Raw genomic sequence first — 16,727 nt, 5'->3', positions numbered from 1 at the left:
CATGCCTGATCGTGCACCCTCGATAGCGACTGAAAAGGGGGAGCTGCCGCTTTGCAATTGACGGCTGCGATGCGGGCAGGGGATGTTCACGCCGATCATCCGTAGACATCATCCGCAGAGAAGAGTGTAGCGTGCCCATGCGAACAGTTTCGGCCTCTTGTCTCGCGGCGCTCATGGCGCTGGCCTTTCCCATCGCGGGCGTGGCTAAGGATATGCCGGCCAAGCGTCTTGTCCTGATCGATGACGACGTGGTGGGACTGAACGGTGCCCCCGCGCTGCTGCTCCAGGCGCCCGATGTCGCCGTGCTGGGGATCACCACGACCAGTGGCTCGGTTTGGCGCGATACCGCGACCGCCTATGCGCTGCGAACGGTCGAGATCCTCGGGCGTACCGATGTGCCGGTGGTGCCGGGCGCGACCTTTCCGCTCCTCAACACGCAGGAGGCGACCAAGCGGTGGGAGGGGCAATATGGTCGGCTCGAATTCAAAGGGGCGTGGACCGAGCCTGCATCCGGCGCCGAGAGCCAGTCGTCCCCCGGCACGCCGTCGCCCGCAATCGTCCCGAGCTTGCCGATCGGCGATCCGGTGACCAAGCCGACGGGTGAAATCGCCGCCGCGTTTCTCGTCCGGATGGTGCGCGCACATCCGCACCAGATCACGCTGTTCGCGACGGGACCGATGACCAACATCGCGATCGCGCAGAGCCTCGATCCGAGCTTTGCTGCGAATGTGAAGGAACTGGTCTACATGGGGGGCAGTCTCAATCCGAAGCAGACGCTCGACACGCCGGCGGCTGCGGAATTTGCGCGTGAGTTCGTCAACACGCCGCGCCGCGAATTCAACATTCGTTGGGACCCCGAAGCGGCGCGGATCATGGCGCACGGGGTGTGGCCGAAGGTGACGATGGTGCCGATTGATCCGTCGACGGGGACGCAGTGGACGCGCGCCTTTCTTGATAGCTTGAAACCGGCGCATACCCCGCTCACCGACGCACTTCAGACCGGGCTCGAGCCAGGGTTTCCGATGTGGGACGAGATTGCGGCGATGGTCTGGCTGGAGCCAGCCATCGTCACGCGCGCCGAGACGCTCCACATCGATTTCGACACCAGCCAGACCGCCGGGTACGGCGATACGCTATCCTGGCACGACACGTACCGGCCCCATCTTGGCGAACGCGCGCAGACCGTCGTCTTGCAAGTCGATCGAGCGAAGATGGAGGCGGCCATGCGGACCCTGTACACCCGACCGCCGCGGCGTTGACCATCACCGCGTCGGCAGCGCCGACTGGGGCAAAGATGTCGCGGTGCCCGGCAAAAATGCATCGTGCCCGATCGCGCCTATTGCAGCACGTTACAGCGGTGTTACCGATCGACGACGGATCCGGGTCACACGGATCGACGCCGGAGGATGTTCGAAGCCCAAGGGGGGACCATCCATGATTCGCTTGCCCGTTCGTACGTCTGCCATCGCCCGGTTGTTGGCCGCCAGCGCGCCACTCCTCGTCTTCGCCGCGCCAGCCGTCGCGCAGCAACAAGCGCCAGTTGGCCGGACTGCCAGCGATCCGGCAGGCGATCAGGGACTTGGCGAGATCGTCGTCACCGCGACACGCCGCCAGGAATCGTCGAAGGACGTGCCGCTCGCGGTCACTGCGATCAGCGGCGAGAAGCTCGACGTGCTCAATTCGAGCGGTCTCGACATCCGCTTCCTCGCTGGCCGCACGCCAAGTCTCCAGGTCGAATCGTCGTTCGGGCGCACGTTCCCGCGCTTCTATATCCGCGGCCTCGGCAACACCGATTTCGATCCCAACGCCGCGCAGCCGGTCTCGGTCGTGTACGACGACGTCGCACTCGAGAACCCGATGTTGAAGTCGTTCCCGGTCTTCGATCTGCAAAGCGTCGAAGTGCTGCGTGGGCCGCAGGGCACGCTGTTCGGGCGCAACACGCCGGCCGGCGTCGTGAAGATCGATTCCGCCAAGCCGAACCCCGACAAGGTCTCGGGCTATGCGACTGGATCCTGGGCGACCTACAACACGATCAACGGCGAGGCCGCGCTGAACCTGCCGATCGGCAACGGCTTCGCGTTCCGCGCCTCGGGCATCATCCAGTCGCGCGACGATTGGGTTAAGAACGACTCCACGACGGGCAACGCCGACCGCAAGCTCGAGGGCTATCGCGATGTCGCCGGCCGCTTCCAGCTTGGCTACACCAGCAGCGATTTCAACGCATTGCTGAACGTCCATGTTCGCGACCTCACCGGATCGCCGCGCATCTTCCGCGCCGGATTGTTCAAGCCCGGCACGAACGACTTCAACACTGGGTTCGACCCTAAGCACGCCACGCTCGACGGCTATACCAGCCAGAGCCTGACGCAGTGGGGCACCAACCTCCGGCTCGACTATCATCTCGACGGCATCGGCACATTCTACTCGGTCACCGGCTACGAGCAGGCCAAGGTCGAGAGCACGGGCGACGTCGACGGCGGCAACAACTATACGTTCCTTGGCGGCACGATCGGTGCGATCGGCGTCGGGCTGTTCCCGTCGAACACCGGCGGCCTGACAAAGCCGAAGGAGTTCAGCCAGGAACTGCGCTACGCGAGCGAGGACATGAACGGCATCCGCCTCCAGGGCGGGCTGTATTATTTCCACCAGACGTTGCGCTATCACCAATATGACTATGCGTTCGGCGGTAGCGGATCGCGTGCGACCGACCTGACGCAGGATATCTTCCACGACAATCGCAACGAGAATTACGGCGCGTTCGCGTCGATCGAGGCCAAGCCGACCGACCTGCTGACGCTGCGCGCAGGCGTCCGCTATTCGCACGATTATCGCAACGACCTCGTCACCGCACCGATTCCGGGCAGCGGGATCAGCGACACGTTGCCGGCGCGTGCGGTCGTGCGTGGATCGAACGTCACCTGGGATGCCAGCGCGACCTATGAACTGACGCCCGCGATCAACGTCTATTCGCGGCTCGCGACCGGCTATCAGGGCCCCGCGATCCAGGACCGCGTGACATTCGGCAGCGTCCAGAGCACCGCGCCGAAGCAGACCACCTTCTCGGGCGAGAGCGGCTTCAAGGGCACACTGTTCGATCGTAAAGTGAATTTCTCGCTCGACGCCTATTGGTACAGCACCAAGGACCTGCAGATCACCGCGGTCGGCGGCAGCAGCAACTCGGCACGGCTGATCAGCGCGAACAAGGCGATCGGCTACGGCGTCGAGGGCGAGTTCGAGGCGCGGCCATTGCCCGAACTCAGCCTGACTGCGAGCGGCAGCTACAACTTCACCGAAATCCGCGATCGGAACATCGGTGTCGGGGTCTGCGCAACCTGCACCGTGCTCGATCCGATCGTCAACGGGTTCGCGATCATCGACGGCAACGACCTTCCCCAGGCGCCGCGCTGGATCGCCAACTGGACCGCGCGCTACGGCGTTCCGCTCGGCAATGGCGGCGAGGTCTATGCCTATACCGACTGGGTTTACCGCAGCCGCGTCAACTTCTTCCTGTACGAAGCGGTCGAGTTCACCGGCAAGTCGTCGCTCGAAGGCGGTCTCAAGGTCGGCTATAAATCGCCGCAGGGGTATGAGGTCGGCGCGTTCGTCCGCAACATCACCAACCAATATCGCAGCATTTCGGCGATCGACTTCAACAATCTGACCGGCATGATCAACGAACCGCGGATCATCGGCGGGCAGTTCAAGGTCGCGTTCTGACCTGACGAAAGCGGATCATCGGGCGCTGGGTCAGCGTTCGATGATCCGATCGGCTACGGGTTCGCGGTGCTGCCAGTCGCGGCGTTCGAGTTCGGGTATGGTCGAGGGATGCTCGGGATAGCCGAGGCAGAGGACTGCGATCAGCGTCCAGTCGCGCGGGACGTCGAGCATCGTGGCGACGGCGGCCGGATCGAGGATCGAAACCCAGCCGAGGCCGATCCCGCGCAGCCTTGCGGCCAACCAGAGGGTGTGGATCGCCATCACCGTTGAATAGCGCAGCGTCTCGTGCATCGTCGTGCGGCCGAGCGTGTGGCCGGCGATGGGCGCTTCGTCGGAGAAGACCGCGATGATCTCTGGCGCCTCGCGTAGGCCGTGGAGTTTCAGGGTACGGTATTTGGCCTGACGATCGTTGTCGGGTTGCTCGGCGGCGGCGTGCGCGTTGAGGGCGTCGACGTGATCGGCGAGGTCTTTGCGGAGGCCGGCCGAGCGGACGCGTACGAAGCGCCACGGCTGCGCATTGCCGACAGACGGCGCCAGCGCAGCGGTTTCAAGCAAGGCGCGGAGGTCGGCGTCGGCGATCGGCGTCGGCAGGAAATGGCGGACGTCGCGCCGCCAGCGGAGCAGCGTGTCGAACTGCGCGGCGAAGTCGGCCTCGAACACCGGCGGTGTGTCGGCGGTCATCCGCGAACCGGTGTCCGGCGCAGGAGATAGATGTCCATGATCCATCCATGGGCGGCACGCAGTCTCGCCCGCTCGCCGACGATGCGCGCCGCGACGTCCGCTAGGGGGCCGGCGACTAGCGTTTCGTGTGGCATGCCGAGATAGGCGCCCCACCAGATCGAGACGCCGGCCGGGCTCAGCGTCTCGAACGCACAATGGCCGTCGAGCATTACCGCGAGCGTATCGACCGCGTCCGGCCAGCCGCTCTCGCGCAGGCGGCGACCGGTGGTGATGAGCACCGGCGCGGCGAGAGCGTTGAGCGGGATCGCATGCGCGGCGGTTAGCGCCTGGAGACTGGTGATGCCGGGGACGACCGTCACCGTCATCGGCAGTCCGTCGTCACGCAGGCGGTCGGCGATCCTCAGAGTGCTGTCGTAGAGCGAGGGATCGCCCCAGACGAGCAGCGCGAGACGACCGCCGTTCGGAAGATGCCGTGCGATCTGCTCGGCCCAAGCCTCGGCGATCGCGTCGTGCCATCGATCGACGGCGTCGCGGTAGGGCGCGCCGGCATCGCGTACGGGAAGGTCGAATTCGACGACCTTCGTGGTGCCGATCAGGACGTCCGCGCAGATCGTCCGGCGAAGGTCGATCAGGTCAGACTTCGCATTGCCCTTGCGCGGCAGGAGGATCAGGTCGGCGGCATTCATCGCCTTGATCGCGGCGCGCGTGAGGTGATCGGGATTGCCGGTACCGATACCGATCAGCAGGAGGTCGATCATTCCGCCTCCATCAGCGGACCGTAGAGGATCAGGGCGGGCCTGCCGGAGAAGCCGTCCTGCAACCGGGCGGCAAGCTCGGCGATCGTCGAGCGGGTCAGGGTCTGATCGGGGTGGCCGACATTCTCGGCGATCAGCGCGGGCGTGTCCGGCGACAGGCCATGCGCGATCAGCGAGGCCGCCAGCGCGGGGAAGGTGCGCTTGGGCATGAAAACGACCGTGGTCGCGTCAGGATCGGCGAGCGCGGCCATGTTGCGCTGTTCGGGCAGGTCGCCGGTGACGTCGTGACCGGTCAGGAACTGGACGCGGCGCGCACTGAGGCGCCGGGTCAGCGGGATATTCGCGGCGGCCGCGGCGGCGCTTGCGGCGCTGACGCCGGGGATGATCTCGAACGCGATACCCGCCGCCCTCAGTGCGACGATCTCCTCTTCGAGGCGGCCGAAGATGCCTGCATCGCCCGACTTGAGGCGGACGACGCGAAGACCGGACTGCGCGTATTCGACCAGCAGTTGCGAGACGTGCGCCTGGCTTGGCGACGGGCGCCCCGCTCGTTTGCCGACCGCGACGAGATCGGCCCCCGCGCGCGCATGGCCGAGCACAGCCGAAGACAGGTCGTCGAACAGCACGGCGTCCGCCGCCTGCAACCGCGCGACGGCCTTCAGCGTCAGCAGTTCGGGATCGCCCGGCCCCGAGCCGACGAACGAGACGAACCCGGTCATGACGCGGCGGCGATCATGTGGAAGAAGCTGCCGCTGACGTGCCCGCGATACGAGCCGGTTTCGGGTACCGCGTTGCCCTCGGCATCGGTGACATGCGCGAGCGGCGCGTCGGGCTGGTCGATGATCGTCGAATAATGAAATTCGTGTCCGGTCAGCGCTGTGTCAGCGGTGAAGCCACCCATCGGCGCGTGGAGCGTCGCGAGCCGATACCCGAGATGCATTTTCCGCTGCGCGTAACTGGTCACAAGGCCGAGCAGTCCCGCCATCCGGTGACGCGTGCCGTCGGCATCGATCAGGCCTTCGCCCAGCGCCATATAGCCGCCGCACTCGCCGTGGACGGGGCGTGTACGCGCGTGCTCGGCCAGACCTGCGCGGAACGTCGCGGCGGCGGCGAGCTTGCCGGCGTGGAGTTCGGGATAGCCGCCGGGAAGCCAGACCAGATCGGCATGTGCGGCCGGGGCTTCGTCGGCGAGCGGCGAGAACGGCAGGATCTCGACGCCGGCTTTGCGCCAGCCTTCGAGGACATGTGCATATGTGAAGGAAAACGCTGCGTCCTGCGCGAGTGCGATCCGCTGGGCGGGCGGTCGGATCCAGGTCTGAGCATTGACCGGACGCGCGACGGCCGAGGCGGCGTCGCGGAGCGCAGGGATGTCGACATGCGCGCGCAGGAACGTCGCATAGTCGTCGATGCGGGCGTCGAGATCGGGGTGCTCGGCGGCTTGCACCAGTCCCAGGTGGCGTTCGGGCAGCTTCAGGTCGCCGCGCCGTGGCAGCGACCCGAACACGCGGATGCCGACCGCCTCCATCCCGCTACGCGCGAGCCGTTCGTGACGCGGGCTGGCGACGCGGTTGAGGATGACGCCGGCGATCGGGACGCTCGGGTCGTAGCGGCTGAAGCCGAGCGCGGTGGCGGCGGCGGACTGTGCCTGGCCCGAGACGTCGATCACCAGCACCACCGGCCAGCCCATCCGCCGCGCGATGTCTGCGCTCGCACCATTGCCAGTCGCGCCAGGCTTCGCGACGCCGTCGAACAGCCCCATCGAGCCTTCCGCAAGCGCGAAGTCGGCGTCGTCGGCCTTGGCGGCGAGCGTGTCGAGCATCGCCGCCTCCATCGACCAGCTGTCGAGGTTGAACGACGCGCGGCCGCTCGCGGCGCGGTGGAACGCGGGGTCGATATAGTCGGGGCCGCTCTTGAACGGCTGCACGACCAAGCCGTCGTCGCGCAGCGCGCGCAGGAGGCCGAGCATGACGGTGGTCTTGCCGGTGCCGGAGGCGGGCGCGGCGATGAGGAGGCCCGGGGTCATATGTCGTGTCCTGCGAACTTCGAGTCCGCCGATTGCGGGCGGAAGCGGCGGTCATAGCCTGCTGCGTAGAGGCTGCTTTCGGCGAAGTCCTGCGCGGCGAGTGCTTGCCCGACGAGGATCAGCGCGGTGCGTTCGGGTTTGCCGGCGATCGTGGCGGCGATCATCGCAAGCGTGGCGCGCTCGATCTGTTGGTCAGGCCAGCTTGCGCGCCAGACGATCGCGATCGGGCACTCGGGACCGTAATGCGGCGTCAGGTCCGCCACGACCTGCGCGAGATTATGCACCGACAGATGGATCGCGAGCGTCGCACCGGTCGCGGCGAACGCGGTCAGCGTCTCGGCGGGCGGCATCGTGCTGGCACGACCGGGCGTACGCGTCAGCACCACCGACTGCGCGAGTTCGGGCAGCGTCAGTTCGACCTCCAGCGCGGCGGCGGCGGCGGCGAAGGCGGGCACGCCGGGGGTGATCGTGAACGGGATGTCGAGCGCACGCAGACGGCGGAGCTGCTCGCCCATCGCCGACCAGATCGACAGGTCGCCCGAATGAAGCCGCGCGATGTCGTGGCCAGCATCGTGCGCGCTTTGCATCTCGGTGATGATGTCGTCGAGCGACAAGGGTGCCGTGTTGACGATCCGCGCGCCGGGCGGGCAGTGATCGAGCATCGCCGCCGGGATCAGCGACCCGGCGTAGAGACAGACCGGCGATCCCGCGATCCGGTCGCGTCCTCGCAGCGTGAGCAGGTCCGGCGCGCCGGGGCCTGCGCCGATGAAGTGAACGGTCATGTGGCAGGTCCTTGAGCGATGGCGCAGGTCGCCATCCGGTCGGGGGAGATGTGGCGGGTGACGAGCAACCGCGCGCCGGGGCCGGCGGCGGCGAGCGCGCAGGCTTCGGCAACGCTGCCGGTCGCGCGCGCGGACAGGCTGGCGATCGACCGGGTCGGTGTCTGCTGTCCTTGCAGCGCGTCGGCCGATACCGCGATCGCGGGCAGGGCCATCGTATCGGCAAGCTCCCCGACCAACGCGAGCTTGTCATCCGGCGCCGCCAATGCCGTGACCGGAGGGTGCCCCGCCTGTGCACAGGCAAGCGCGGCCCGCAGCGCTGCAATGTCTGCCCCGCTGCGAAATCCGAAGCCGGCGACGATCACAGCACGACGCTCCACTGCACGACCGGATAGCTCGCCCGCCAGCCACGCCGCGTGCCGAGCGGGACGGCCTCGGACAGGTCGATGCGCAAGAGGCTGCCACCGTTTGTGGCGTGCCAGCGGGTGAGCAGCGCTTCGGATTCTAAGGTGACGGCGTTGGCGACTAGACGAGTGCCGGACGCGCGCTCGGACCAGAGCCGTTCGAGCAGCGCGTCCGACAGACCACCGCCGATGAAGATCGCATCCGGCTCGGGCTGACCTCCGAGGACGTCGGGCGCGCGGCCTTCGACCACCCGCAGGCGATCGACACCCAGCGCGGCGGCGTTGCCTCGGATGCGACCGGCGCGAACTGGATCGCCTTCGAACGCGATGGCCTGCATGGATGGATGGGCGAGCAGCCATTCGATGCCGATCGAGCCCGATCCCGCGCCGATATCCCACAGCGTTTCGCCCCGCTTCGGTGCGAGCGCGGACAGCGTCAACGCACGGATCGGGCGTTTGGTGATCTGGCCGTCATGCTCGAACCATGCATCGGGCAGGCCGGACGCCTGCGGCAGAACCGCGCCGGTCCCTGCAAAGGCGATGCCGACTGCCACCGGGTGTGCGATGTCATCAAACGCGGGGGCAGCGGCGACCATCTCGCGGATCCGTTCACGGGGGCCACCGAGCGCTTCGAGGACATGCAATCGCGACCCGCCGAAGCCGAGTTCGGTCAGATATCGCGCCAGTGCAGCAACCGCTTCGCCGTCGCGGACGAGGACAAGGGCACGACTGGTCGGAGCGATATGCGGGCGTAGGCGCGCGAGCGGTGCAGCGTGCAGCCCGAGGCAGGCGGTATCGTCGAGCGGCCAGCCGAGACGTGCCGCGGCGAGGGCGAAGGTCGACGGCACGGGGTACGTGATCCACTCGGTCGGCGCGAGATGGCGGGTGACGGATGTGCCCGCGCCGAACCAGAACGGATCGCCGGAGACCAACATGACGGTTTTTCGGCCGCGGCGATCGAGCAGTCCGGGGATACCCGCGTCGAACGGGACTGGCCACGGCACGACCTCGCCCGTAAGCTCGGGGAGGAGCGCCAGATGCCGGGTCGCACCGGTCACCATCTCGGCATCCGCCAGCGCTGCCTTTGCCGAGGCGGACAAGCCGGCCGCACCGTCTTCGCCAATGCCGACGATCGTCAGCCAGGGAGTGTCAGCCATGTCGAACATCCTGGTGCTGGGGGGCACGACCGAGGCTAGCGCGCTCGCGGCCTTGCTGGCGGCGCGAGGCGATGCGGCGGTGCTGCGCTATGCCGGGCGTGTTGCCCACCCCAAGGCTCAGCCGATCCCGGTACGCGTCGGTGGCTTCGGCGGCGTCGAGGGGCTGGTCGCGTATCTGCGCGATAACGGCGTTACGCATCTGATCGACGCGACGCACCCGTTCGCGGCGCGAATGAGCGCGAATGCCGTCGTTGCTGCGGCGCGTGCGGGCGTTGCTCACATTGCCTTGACGCGGCCGGCTTGGGCTCCCGTTACGGGCGATCGATGGACGCGCGTAGCCGATATCGAGGCTGCGGTCGCGGCGCTGGCCGGCCCCGCGCGGCGCGTTATGCTGGCGCTCGGGCGGATGCATGTCGACGCATTCGCGGCGCAGCCTCAGCATGACTATCTGCTGCGATTCGTCGATGCGCCCGATCGTCCGCCGGGGTTGCCGCGGTACCATCTGGTGGTCGATCGCGGGCCGTTCGACGTCGAGGGCGACCGGCGCTTGATGGCAACGCACGGGATCGAGGTCGTGGTCTGCAAGAATGCCGGCGGGTCGGGCGCGCAGGCCAAGCTGGGCGCGGCGCGTGCGCTTGGGCTGCCGGTGATCATGATCGATCGTCCCGTCCTGCCTGCGCGGTTGGAAGCGTATGCCGCGGAAGATGTGCTGCGCTGGCTCGATCATGGCGCCGACCGGGGGGTGTAGAGGATCGGGCCGGCCGGGCGATCGATGATCCGCGTCAGGCTGGAGCCGATGATGATCATCGTCCGCATGTCGGCCATCTCCGCTCGGGCTTCGGGTAGCGGGACGATGCGGAGGGTCTCATCAGGCGTGGAGACGGCGCGGGCGAACAGCACGGGGCGGTCGTCGCGGCAGGTCTCGCGGAGGATCTCGAAGACGCGGATCAGGGCGTCGGGGCGTGCTTTCGATCGCGGATTGTAGAAGGCGATCGCGAAGTCGGCCTCTGCGGCGAGACGCACGCGGCGTTCGATCAGCGGCCAGGGTTTGAGATTGTCCGACAGATTGATCGCGCAGAAATCATGGCCGAGTGGCGCGCCGGCACGCGCGCTCGCGGCGAGCATCGCGGTGATGCCGGGCAGGACGCGGATGTCGAGGTCGCGCCATTCGGGCGGACCTGCTTCGAGCGCTTCGAACACCGCCGCAGCCATCGCGAACACGCCGGGATCGCCCGAGGACACGACGACCACGCGGTGGCCTTGGGCCGCGAGCCGGAGCGCGTGCGTGGCGCGATCGAGTTCGACGCGGTTGTCGGTCGGGTGAAGCGTCAGGCCATCACGGGGCGAGATGCGAGCGACATACGGAATGTAGCCGATCACATCGGTCGCTTCAGCGAGCGCTGCGGTGACTTCGGGAGTCACGAGGTTCAAATCGCCCGGTCCGAGGCCTGCGATGGCGAGCCACCCGGTCATGGGCGACGCCCCTGGCCGTGGATCAGCAGGATCGAGAAATACGGCGTGATCGCGTCCGCCTCGCAGAGCCGCGTAACGCGCTGATCGGCCATCGCGGCGTATTCCACCAGCCACGCTTCGCCCTCGCGTCCGGCGGCGGCGACGGCACGGCGGAGTTTGTCGAGGTGGCGGCCGATCTTCATCACCACCAGCGCGTCGGTGTCGCGGATCCGACGGACCAGATCCTCCTCGGGGAGCGTGCCCATCAGGACCGTCAGGACGTCATCGCCCCACGTGATCGGAGCGCCACTAGCGGTCCAGGCGCCGGACATGCCGGTGATGCCGGGCACGACCTGCACCGGTGCGATCGTGTGGAGGCGGGTGTAGAGGTGCATGAACGAGCCGTAAAAGAACGGGTCGCCTTCGCAGAGCACGACGATGTCCTCGCCGCTGCGGGCCAGCGAGGCCAAATGTTCGATGCAGCCTTCGTAGAATGCCGACAAGCATTCATTGTAGCGCGGATCGGAGACCGGAATCTCGGTAGTGACCGGGTATTCCATCGGGAACTCGATCACGTCGGCGCGGAGCATGCCGTCGACGATCTTCCGCGCCTGCCCGGCCCGACCCGCCTTGCGGAAATAGGCGACATGACGCGCGCCGCGAACGAGGCGATCCGAGCGGACGCTCATCAGGTCCTGCGCCCCCGGCCCTAAACCGACGCCGTGGATCGTGCCAAGCGTCATTCGGTGCCGCTCGCCAGGGCGTTGATCGCGGCGACGGTGATGGCGCTGCCGCCCATCCGGCCTTCGACGACGACGCAGGGGACTGGCTGGTCGGTCCAGAGCGCCGCCTTCGATTCGACTGCACCGACGAAGCCGACAGGGCAGCCGATGATTGCCGCCGGACGCGGACAATCAGAGTCCTCGAGCATGTTGAGCAGGTGGAACAAGGCGGTGGGCGCATTGCCGATCGCCACGACCGCACCGGCGAGATGCGGGCGCCAGAGTTCGAGGGCGGCGGCCGATCGCGTGTTGCCCATCGTCCGGGCGAGCTCAGGCGTTTCGGGGGCGTGGAGCGTGCAGACGATGCGGTTGTCGGCGGGCAATCTGGCGCGGGTGATGCCCTCGGTGACCATGCGTGCGTCGCAGAGGATTGGCGCGCCGGCCTGCAGCGCGCGGCGGGCTTCGACGGCAAGTGTTGGCGAGAAGCGGAGGTGCTGGGCCAAACCGACAACACCGGCGGCGTGGATCATGCGGACCGCCACAGGCTCTTCCTCGGGCGAGAAGCGGGCGAGGTCGGCTTCGGCGCGGATCATCGCGAAGGACTGGCGGTAGATCGCCGCGCCGTCGGTTTCATAGGCGTACGGCATTTAGGCGGCTCCGAAATGGGCGAGGATCTGCGCGGCATCGAGGCCCGCGCGGGAAGGTGGCGCACCGGCGCGCGCGTCGAAGGCGAGGTCGTAGCAACCGTCGCGCCCGATCAGCGTTACGTCGGCAGGGCCCGCACTGGCGCATCCCTTGGCGCATCCGGAGACGTGAAGGCGGCCGCTAACGCAGGGGGCTAGGCGGAGCGCGAGGTCGCGGGTTTCGACGGTGGCTTGCGGACAGGCCGGCGCGCCGACACAGGCATCTGCGCGAAGCAACGCCGAGCCTGGGTCTGCGATGAAGCCGGCGGTGTCGGGCTTTCCCGAGAGCGGCACCTTCGTCTCGCAGATCACGATGTGTGACGGGGTCAGGCGGATCGCCTCGATCGCGGTTTCGGCTTCGACGAAGCGGTGCAAGGCCGCCGCCGCGATCCGACCGAATGGCAAGCCGAGCGCGATGCCGAGCGGGTGCTCGCCGAGCCTGATGCGTGGTGCAGATGCCCTGGGCATTGTCGTTGCCGCCGCCCAGACGGGCAGAATCGCGTCGTGACGGGCCATGCGGCCGCTAACGGCGCCGCCGCTTTTCACGAACCAGTGGGCAAGCGCGATCAGCAGGTCGACTTCGATGTCGGGTGACAGTGGCGTGCCGAGATTGCGGCCAGCGGCCCGGAGGATCAGCCGGCCGGATATGGTCCGCTCGATGCGGACGTCGGCGGGTGCGTCTTTGAGCGTCGGTGTGGCACCGGCGTCGATCACAAAGCCGAACTTACCGGGGAGGGGTGGCAGTTCGGGCAGGCGCGCGCGCAGTTCTTCGGCAATGCGATGGGTGTCGTCACCTTCGCACCAATCGGGCGTGACGAGGATGTTGGCGCGGGCTTCTAAAGCGGGATCGGGGTCGATTAGGCCGAGGTCGAGCAATGCTTCGATCAGCGGACGCCAGCTATCCTCGCGGACGCCGCGAATCTGGAGGTTGGCGCGGGTGGTAAGGTCGATCTGGCCATTTCCGTGCCGCGCTGCCGCCTCGCACAGGCCGAGCACTTGGACGCGTGTCAGGCGCGCGAGCGGCGGGCGGACGCGTACCAGTAGGCCGTCGCCCGCCATCATCGGGCGCCAAGCGTCGGGGCACCAACCCTTCACGACGCCGTTGGTGTCAGGCGCGCTCACAACGGCAAATCCAGACGCGCCAGGATCGAGTTGCGGCGGGTCGGCCAGAGGTCGGCGGCATGGAGCGCCGCGAAACGCGCCTGCATCGCCGCGAGTGCGCCGGGGTTGGCTTCGGCGAGGAAGGCGTGGACGTCGTCGCGGCCTAGCGTCGCGTCGTAATAGAGGTCGATCAGTTCTGGGCGGACCGCGCTGGCCAGATGCGCGAAGGCGCCGAGGTGATCGAGCGTTGCGGCGATCTCGGCACCGCCGCGGAAGCCGTGGCGCATCATGCCGTCGACCCAGGCTGGATTTGCCGCGCGGGCGTGAACGACGCGGGCGATCTCTTCCTTGAGTGAGCGGGCCTTGGCCTGGTTCGGGTCTCGTGCGTCGAGGTGGTAGAGCGTGGCGCTCCCTCCGGCGACCGATTGCGCGGCGGCGAAGCCGGCTTCGTGCGCGGCATAGTCCGCGGCGAGGAGTAGGTCGGTTTCGGGCAGGTCCTGGACGTGGACGAAGGCATCGGCGGCAGCGACGCGGTCGCGAATGCCGGTCGGGTCGAAGCTGTCGACGCCGTCGTCGAGCGCGTGGCTGGAGGCGGATAGCCACGCGTTGCCAGCTTCGATTCGCGCTGCTGGCGTGTAGGTTTCGGCGGCGTCGCCCATGAGCAGGCCGTAGCGGCCGGGTTCGGGGCCGTAGACGCGAGCGCTGACCGCCTTGCCGACGAAGGGATTCCAGTCTTGCGGTTCGTCGCGTGCGGCAAGCGCGCGGACGGCTTGGCCGAACATCGTGCAGAGCGTCGGGAAGGCGTCGCGGAAAAGGCCGGATACGCGCAAGGTGACGTCGATGCGGGGGCGGTCGAAGTCCGCCAGCGGCAGGATCTCGACGCCCGTCACGCGGTCGGACTGCATGTCCCACACCGGCTCCGCGCCAAGCAGGTGGAGCGCCATCGCGAACTCCTCGCCGGCTGTCCGCATCGTCGCGGAAGCCCAGAGATCGACGACGAGATTGCGGGGGTAGTCGCCGTGGTCCTGCAAGTGGCGGCGGACGAGTTCGTCGGCGAGCTTTACGCCCTGGGTATGGGCGGCCCGCGAAGGCACTGCTCGAGGATCGGTGGTGTACAGGTTGCGGCCGGTTGGGAGGACGTCGGCGCGGCCTCGCCAAGGGGAGCCGGAGGGGCCAGGTGCGATGCGTTTGCCTTGGAGCGCGGACAGCAATCCGGTTCGTTCGGCGACACCGTGTTCACCGCGGCCGTAGATGTGGAGGCCGTCGCCATATTGGCTCTCCTTCACGTCGCAGACGAAGGTGTCGATGCGGGTGATCGTGTCGGCTTGGGACTGCGCATCGTCGAGGCCTAGCGTTGCGGCGAGGCCGGTGGCGGTTGCTTCGTCGCGGATGTCGCGTTGCAGGCGGTCGCGGCGGGCTGGATCGAGGCCGTCGGCGTTGGAAAATTCGTCGAGCAGCGCTTCGAGGCGCCCCAGACCTGCGCCGGTGCGGGTGCGTTCGAGCGGCGGCGGGACGTGGCCGAGCGTGACGGCGCCGATGCGGCGTTTGGCTTGTGCCGCTTCGCCGGGGTCGTTGACGATGAACGGATAGATGACGGGCATCGCGCCGACGAGCGCTTCGGGCCAGCAGGCGTCGGACAGCGCGACCGACTTGCCGGGTAGCCATTCGAGCGTGCCGTGCGCGCCGACATGGACCAGCGCGTCGGTCCCGCGCTCGCGGAGCCACAGGTAGAAGGCGACATAGGCGTGGCAGGGGCAGCGCGAGAGGTCGTGATACTCCTCCGCGCGGTGCTCGGTGCGGCCGCGTTCGGGTTGCAGCGCGACGAGCGCGCCGCCGTGATCGATCGCGGTGAAGGTGAAGTCTTCGGTGGGGTCGCCCCAGCTTTGCCGGAGGTCCTCGCGGATCGCTTTGGGCAGTTGCGCGAGTGCTTTGCGATACTCTTCGAGTGGCCAGTGTATGCGTGATGTCGTGAGATCGTTGGCGTCCGAGGTGATCGCGTAGCCGGCTTCGGTAAGGTCACCGAGGATTGCTTGCGTCGAGGCGAGCGCGTCGAGGCCGACGGCGTGCGCTATCTGGTACGTCTTGCCGGGATAGGTCGATAGGACGATCGCGATGCGGTGGTCGGCGACGGGTTTGCTGGCGAGGTTCGTCCAGGCTTCGATCCGCGCGGCGATGGCGGTGATGCGTGCTGGGTCAGCGCGGTGTTCGCGGCGGGTGTATTCGAGGTCGCCGTCCCTCGCCGCGCATTCCTTGAAGCTGGCGACGCCGGCGAAGAGGCGGCCGTCCACTTCGGGAAGGACGACGTGCATGGCGAGGTCGGCGGGCGACAGGCCTCGGGTGGCGCCGGCCCAGGCTGCGCGGTCGGAGGTGGCGAGAGCGATCTGGAAGACCGGTACGTTGGCGCCGTCGAGTGGGGTCGTGTCGCTCGCGCCGCGTGCGGAGAACGCGGTGGCGTTGACGATCGCGGCGGGCTTCAGGGCCGTAACCCAGCGGGATAGCCAACCGGCTGCGTCTGGGCCTTTCAAGGACGGCGCGAAGAGGCCGACGACGTCGAAGCCTCGCGCGGTCAGTTCAGCGTGCAGGGCTTCGATCGGGTGGAGGTCTGCGGCGGTCAAATAGGAGCGGTAGAAGACGACCAGCACGCGGGGGCGGTGCGCGTTGAGCGCGAACGCGGCCGGACAGGTCACGCCGTCGTGCGGTTGCCAGCCACCGACATCGGCGATCGCACGGACGCCGGTGACCGGGCCGGCATAGCAACCGGCGGCCAGCGCGAACTGCGCGAGTGCCGCCTGCGCCGCAACCGCACCGCCGGTGTCGCAGAGATGGGTTAGGCGGCGCAGCGTCGAGAACGGGATCGTCGAGGCGGCATCGAGGCGCGTGTCGATGCGGCCGTCAGCGGCGAGCACGGCGAGCGCGATGCACTTTTCCCGCGAAAGGTTTTCGACCTGTTGCAGGCCATAACTCCAATAGGAGCGCCCGCCGATCAGCCGGATCAGGATGCCCTTCGCGCCGGCCAGCGTCTGTTCGACGTAGGTGTCGACAGAGAGCGGGTGCTGTAGCGCCGTCAGGTTAGCCAGGCGCAGCGACGGCAGCCGGCTTCCGGCCGCATCCGCACGTCTCCAGCCCGCGGCGAATGCGCCGAGGTCGCCGTCGGAGAAGGAAAGGACGACGAGATCCGCGGGAGATTGGGCGAGGTCCTGCGGGACCGCGCTTTCCTCCAGCCCGTGGGTCTCGCGGAAGACGACGTGCATTG

Annotated in this window: 15 protein-coding genes; 3 read left to right on the top strand and 12 right to left on the bottom strand. The window is 67.8% G+C overall.

Annotated features, from left to right (window positions below; genetic code table 11):
- Positions 1-200: 200 nt before the first annotated feature.
- Positions 201-1,259, top strand: coding sequence for a nucleoside hydrolase (locus C8J40_RS07255; protein ID WP_243693251.1), 1,059 nt, complete (start codon positions 201-203; stop codon positions 1,257-1,259).
- Positions 1,260-1,434: 175 nt separating this feature from the next.
- The gene (locus C8J40_RS07250; protein WP_243693250.1) at positions 1,435-3,717 is read left to right on the top strand and encodes a TonB-dependent receptor; all 2,283 of its coding nucleotides are present in this window, start codon (positions 1,435-1,437) and stop codon (positions 3,715-3,717) included.
- A 30-nt stretch (positions 3,718-3,747) separates the two neighbouring features.
- Here the strand turns inward: C8J40_RS07250 and bluB are convergent, their stop codons facing one another.
- Genes bluB through cbiE form a run of 7 tightly spaced genes read right to left on the bottom strand, consistent with a single transcriptional unit; the run spans position 3,748 to position 9,525 of the window.
- On the bottom strand, positions 3,748-4,398 hold the full coding sequence (gene bluB / locus C8J40_RS07245) for a 5,6-dimethylbenzimidazole synthase (protein WP_132896430.1): 651 nt from the start codon (positions 4,396-4,398) through the stop codon (positions 3,748-3,750).
- Positions 4,395-5,156, bottom strand: coding sequence for a precorrin-6A synthase (deacetylating) (gene cobF / locus C8J40_RS07240; RefSeq protein ID WP_132896429.1), 762 nt, complete (start codon positions 5,154-5,156; stop codon positions 4,395-4,397). Before cobF ends, bluB begins: the two co-directional genes overlap by 4 nt.
- Positions 5,153-5,872, bottom strand: a complete 720-nt coding sequence (gene cobA, locus C8J40_RS07235) for a uroporphyrinogen-III C-methyltransferase (RefSeq protein WP_132896428.1) — start codon at positions 5,870-5,872, stop codon at positions 5,153-5,155. Before cobA ends, cobF begins: the two co-directional genes overlap by 4 nt.
- Positions 5,869-7,176: a cobyrinate a,c-diamide synthase gene (locus tag C8J40_RS07230; protein WP_132896427.1), complete on the bottom strand. Its 1,308-nt coding sequence runs from the start codon at positions 7,174-7,176 to the stop codon at positions 5,869-5,871. Before C8J40_RS07230 ends, cobA begins: the two co-directional genes overlap by 4 nt.
- Complete coding sequence (gene cobM, locus C8J40_RS07225) at positions 7,173-7,958, bottom strand: precorrin-4 C(11)-methyltransferase (protein WP_132896426.1); 786 nt, start codon at positions 7,956-7,958, stop codon at positions 7,173-7,175. Before cobM ends, C8J40_RS07230 begins: the two co-directional genes overlap by 4 nt.
- Positions 7,955-8,335 carry a cobalamin biosynthesis protein gene (locus C8J40_RS07220; protein ID WP_243693249.1) on the bottom strand — a complete coding sequence of 127 codons (381 nt, stop codon included), beginning with the start codon at positions 8,333-8,335 and terminating at the stop codon, positions 7,955-7,957. Before C8J40_RS07220 ends, cobM begins: the two co-directional genes overlap by 4 nt.
- Positions 8,317-9,525 (bottom strand): precorrin-6y C5,15-methyltransferase (decarboxylating) subunit CbiE, encoded by a 1,209-nt coding sequence (cbiE, locus tag C8J40_RS07215; RefSeq protein ID WP_132896425.1) that lies wholly within the window; start codon positions 9,523-9,525, stop codon positions 8,317-8,319. Before cbiE ends, C8J40_RS07220 begins: the two co-directional genes overlap by 19 nt.
- Between cbiE and C8J40_RS07210 the strand changes: the two genes are divergently transcribed.
- Positions 9,515-10,264, top strand: coding sequence for a cobalt-precorrin-6A reductase (locus C8J40_RS07210; protein WP_132896424.1), 750 nt, complete (start codon positions 9,515-9,517; stop codon positions 10,262-10,264). The two genes, cbiE and C8J40_RS07210, sit on opposite strands and share 11 nt — an antisense overlap.
- On the opposite strand, the gene cobJ is transcribed toward C8J40_RS07210, so the two are convergent.
- From cobJ to cobN, 5 genes are read right to left on the bottom strand one after another with little or no spacing between them, the layout of a single operon-like run.
- Positions 10,240-10,989 carry a precorrin-3B C(17)-methyltransferase gene (cobJ, locus tag C8J40_RS07205; protein ID WP_132896423.1) on the bottom strand — a complete coding sequence of 250 codons (750 nt, stop codon included), beginning with the start codon at positions 10,987-10,989 and terminating at the stop codon, positions 10,240-10,242. The genes C8J40_RS07210 and cobJ overlap by 25 nt on opposite strands.
- Positions 10,986-11,711, bottom strand: a complete 726-nt coding sequence (gene cobI, locus C8J40_RS07200; RefSeq protein ID WP_132896422.1) for a precorrin-2 C(20)-methyltransferase — start codon at positions 11,709-11,711, stop codon at positions 10,986-10,988. The genes cobJ and cobI overlap by 4 nt, the downstream gene beginning before the upstream one ends.
- Positions 11,708-12,337: a precorrin-8X methylmutase gene (locus C8J40_RS07195; protein WP_132896421.1), complete on the bottom strand. Its 630-nt coding sequence runs from the start codon at positions 12,335-12,337 to the stop codon at positions 11,708-11,710. Before C8J40_RS07195 ends, cobI begins: the two co-directional genes overlap by 4 nt.
- Positions 12,338-13,495: a precorrin-3B synthase gene (gene cobG, locus C8J40_RS07190; RefSeq protein WP_279432583.1), complete on the bottom strand. Its 1,158-nt coding sequence runs from the start codon at positions 13,493-13,495 to the stop codon at positions 12,338-12,340.
- Complete coding sequence (gene cobN / locus C8J40_RS07185) at positions 13,492-16,725, bottom strand: cobaltochelatase subunit CobN (protein ID WP_132896420.1); 3,234 nt, start codon at positions 16,723-16,725, stop codon at positions 13,492-13,494. The genes cobG and cobN overlap by 4 nt, the downstream gene beginning before the upstream one ends.
- Positions 16,726-16,727: the final 2 nt, after the last annotated feature.

It is taken from the genome of Sphingomonas sp. PP-CC-3A-396 (assembly GCF_004343105.1).
Lineage (GTDB): Bacteria > Pseudomonadota > Alphaproteobacteria > Sphingomonadales > Sphingomonadaceae > Sphingomonas.
This window is presented reverse-complemented; position numbering and strand designations above follow the sequence as displayed.

Excerpts from the sequence above, each read along its gene's own strand:
- C8J40_RS07250 (WP_243693250.1), top strand. The coding sequence starts at position 1,435 with ATGATTCGCTTGCCCGTTCGTACGTCTGCCATCGCCCGGTTGTTGGCC.
- bluB (WP_132896430.1), bottom strand. The coding sequence starts at position 4,398 with ATGACCGCCGACACACCGCCGGTGTTCGAGGCCGACTTCGCCGCGCAG.
- cobF (WP_132896429.1), bottom strand. The coding sequence starts at position 5,156 with ATGATCGACCTCCTGCTGATCGGTATCGGTACCGGCAATCCCGATCAC.
- cobA (WP_132896428.1), bottom strand. The coding sequence starts at position 5,872 with ATGACCGGGTTCGTCTCGTTCGTCGGCTCGGGGCCGGGCGATCCCGAA.
- C8J40_RS07230 (WP_132896427.1), bottom strand. The coding sequence starts at position 7,176 with ATGACCCCGGGCCTCCTCATCGCCGCGCCCGCCTCCGGCACCGGCAAG.
- cobM (WP_132896426.1), bottom strand. The coding sequence starts at position 7,958 with ATGACCGTTCACTTCATCGGCGCAGGCCCCGGCGCGCCGGACCTGCTC.
- C8J40_RS07210 (WP_132896424.1), top strand. The coding sequence starts at position 9,515 with ATGTCGAACATCCTGGTGCTGGGGGGCACGACCGAGGCTAGCGCGCTC.
- cbiE (WP_132896425.1), bottom strand. The coding sequence starts at position 9,525 with ATGTTCGACATGGCTGACACTCCCTGGCTGACGATCGTCGGCATTGGC.
- cobJ (WP_132896423.1), bottom strand. The coding sequence starts at position 10,989 with ATGACCGGGTGGCTCGCCATCGCAGGCCTCGGACCGGGCGATTTGAAC.
- cobI (WP_132896422.1), bottom strand. The coding sequence starts at position 11,711 with ATGACGCTTGGCACGATCCACGGCGTCGGTTTAGGGCCGGGGGCGCAG.
- C8J40_RS07195 (WP_132896421.1), bottom strand. The coding sequence starts at position 12,337 with ATGCCGTACGCCTATGAAACCGACGGCGCGGCGATCTACCGCCAGTCC.
- cobN (WP_132896420.1), bottom strand. The coding sequence starts at position 16,725 with ATGCACGTCGTCTTCCGCGAGACCCACGGGCTGGAGGAAAGCGCGGTC.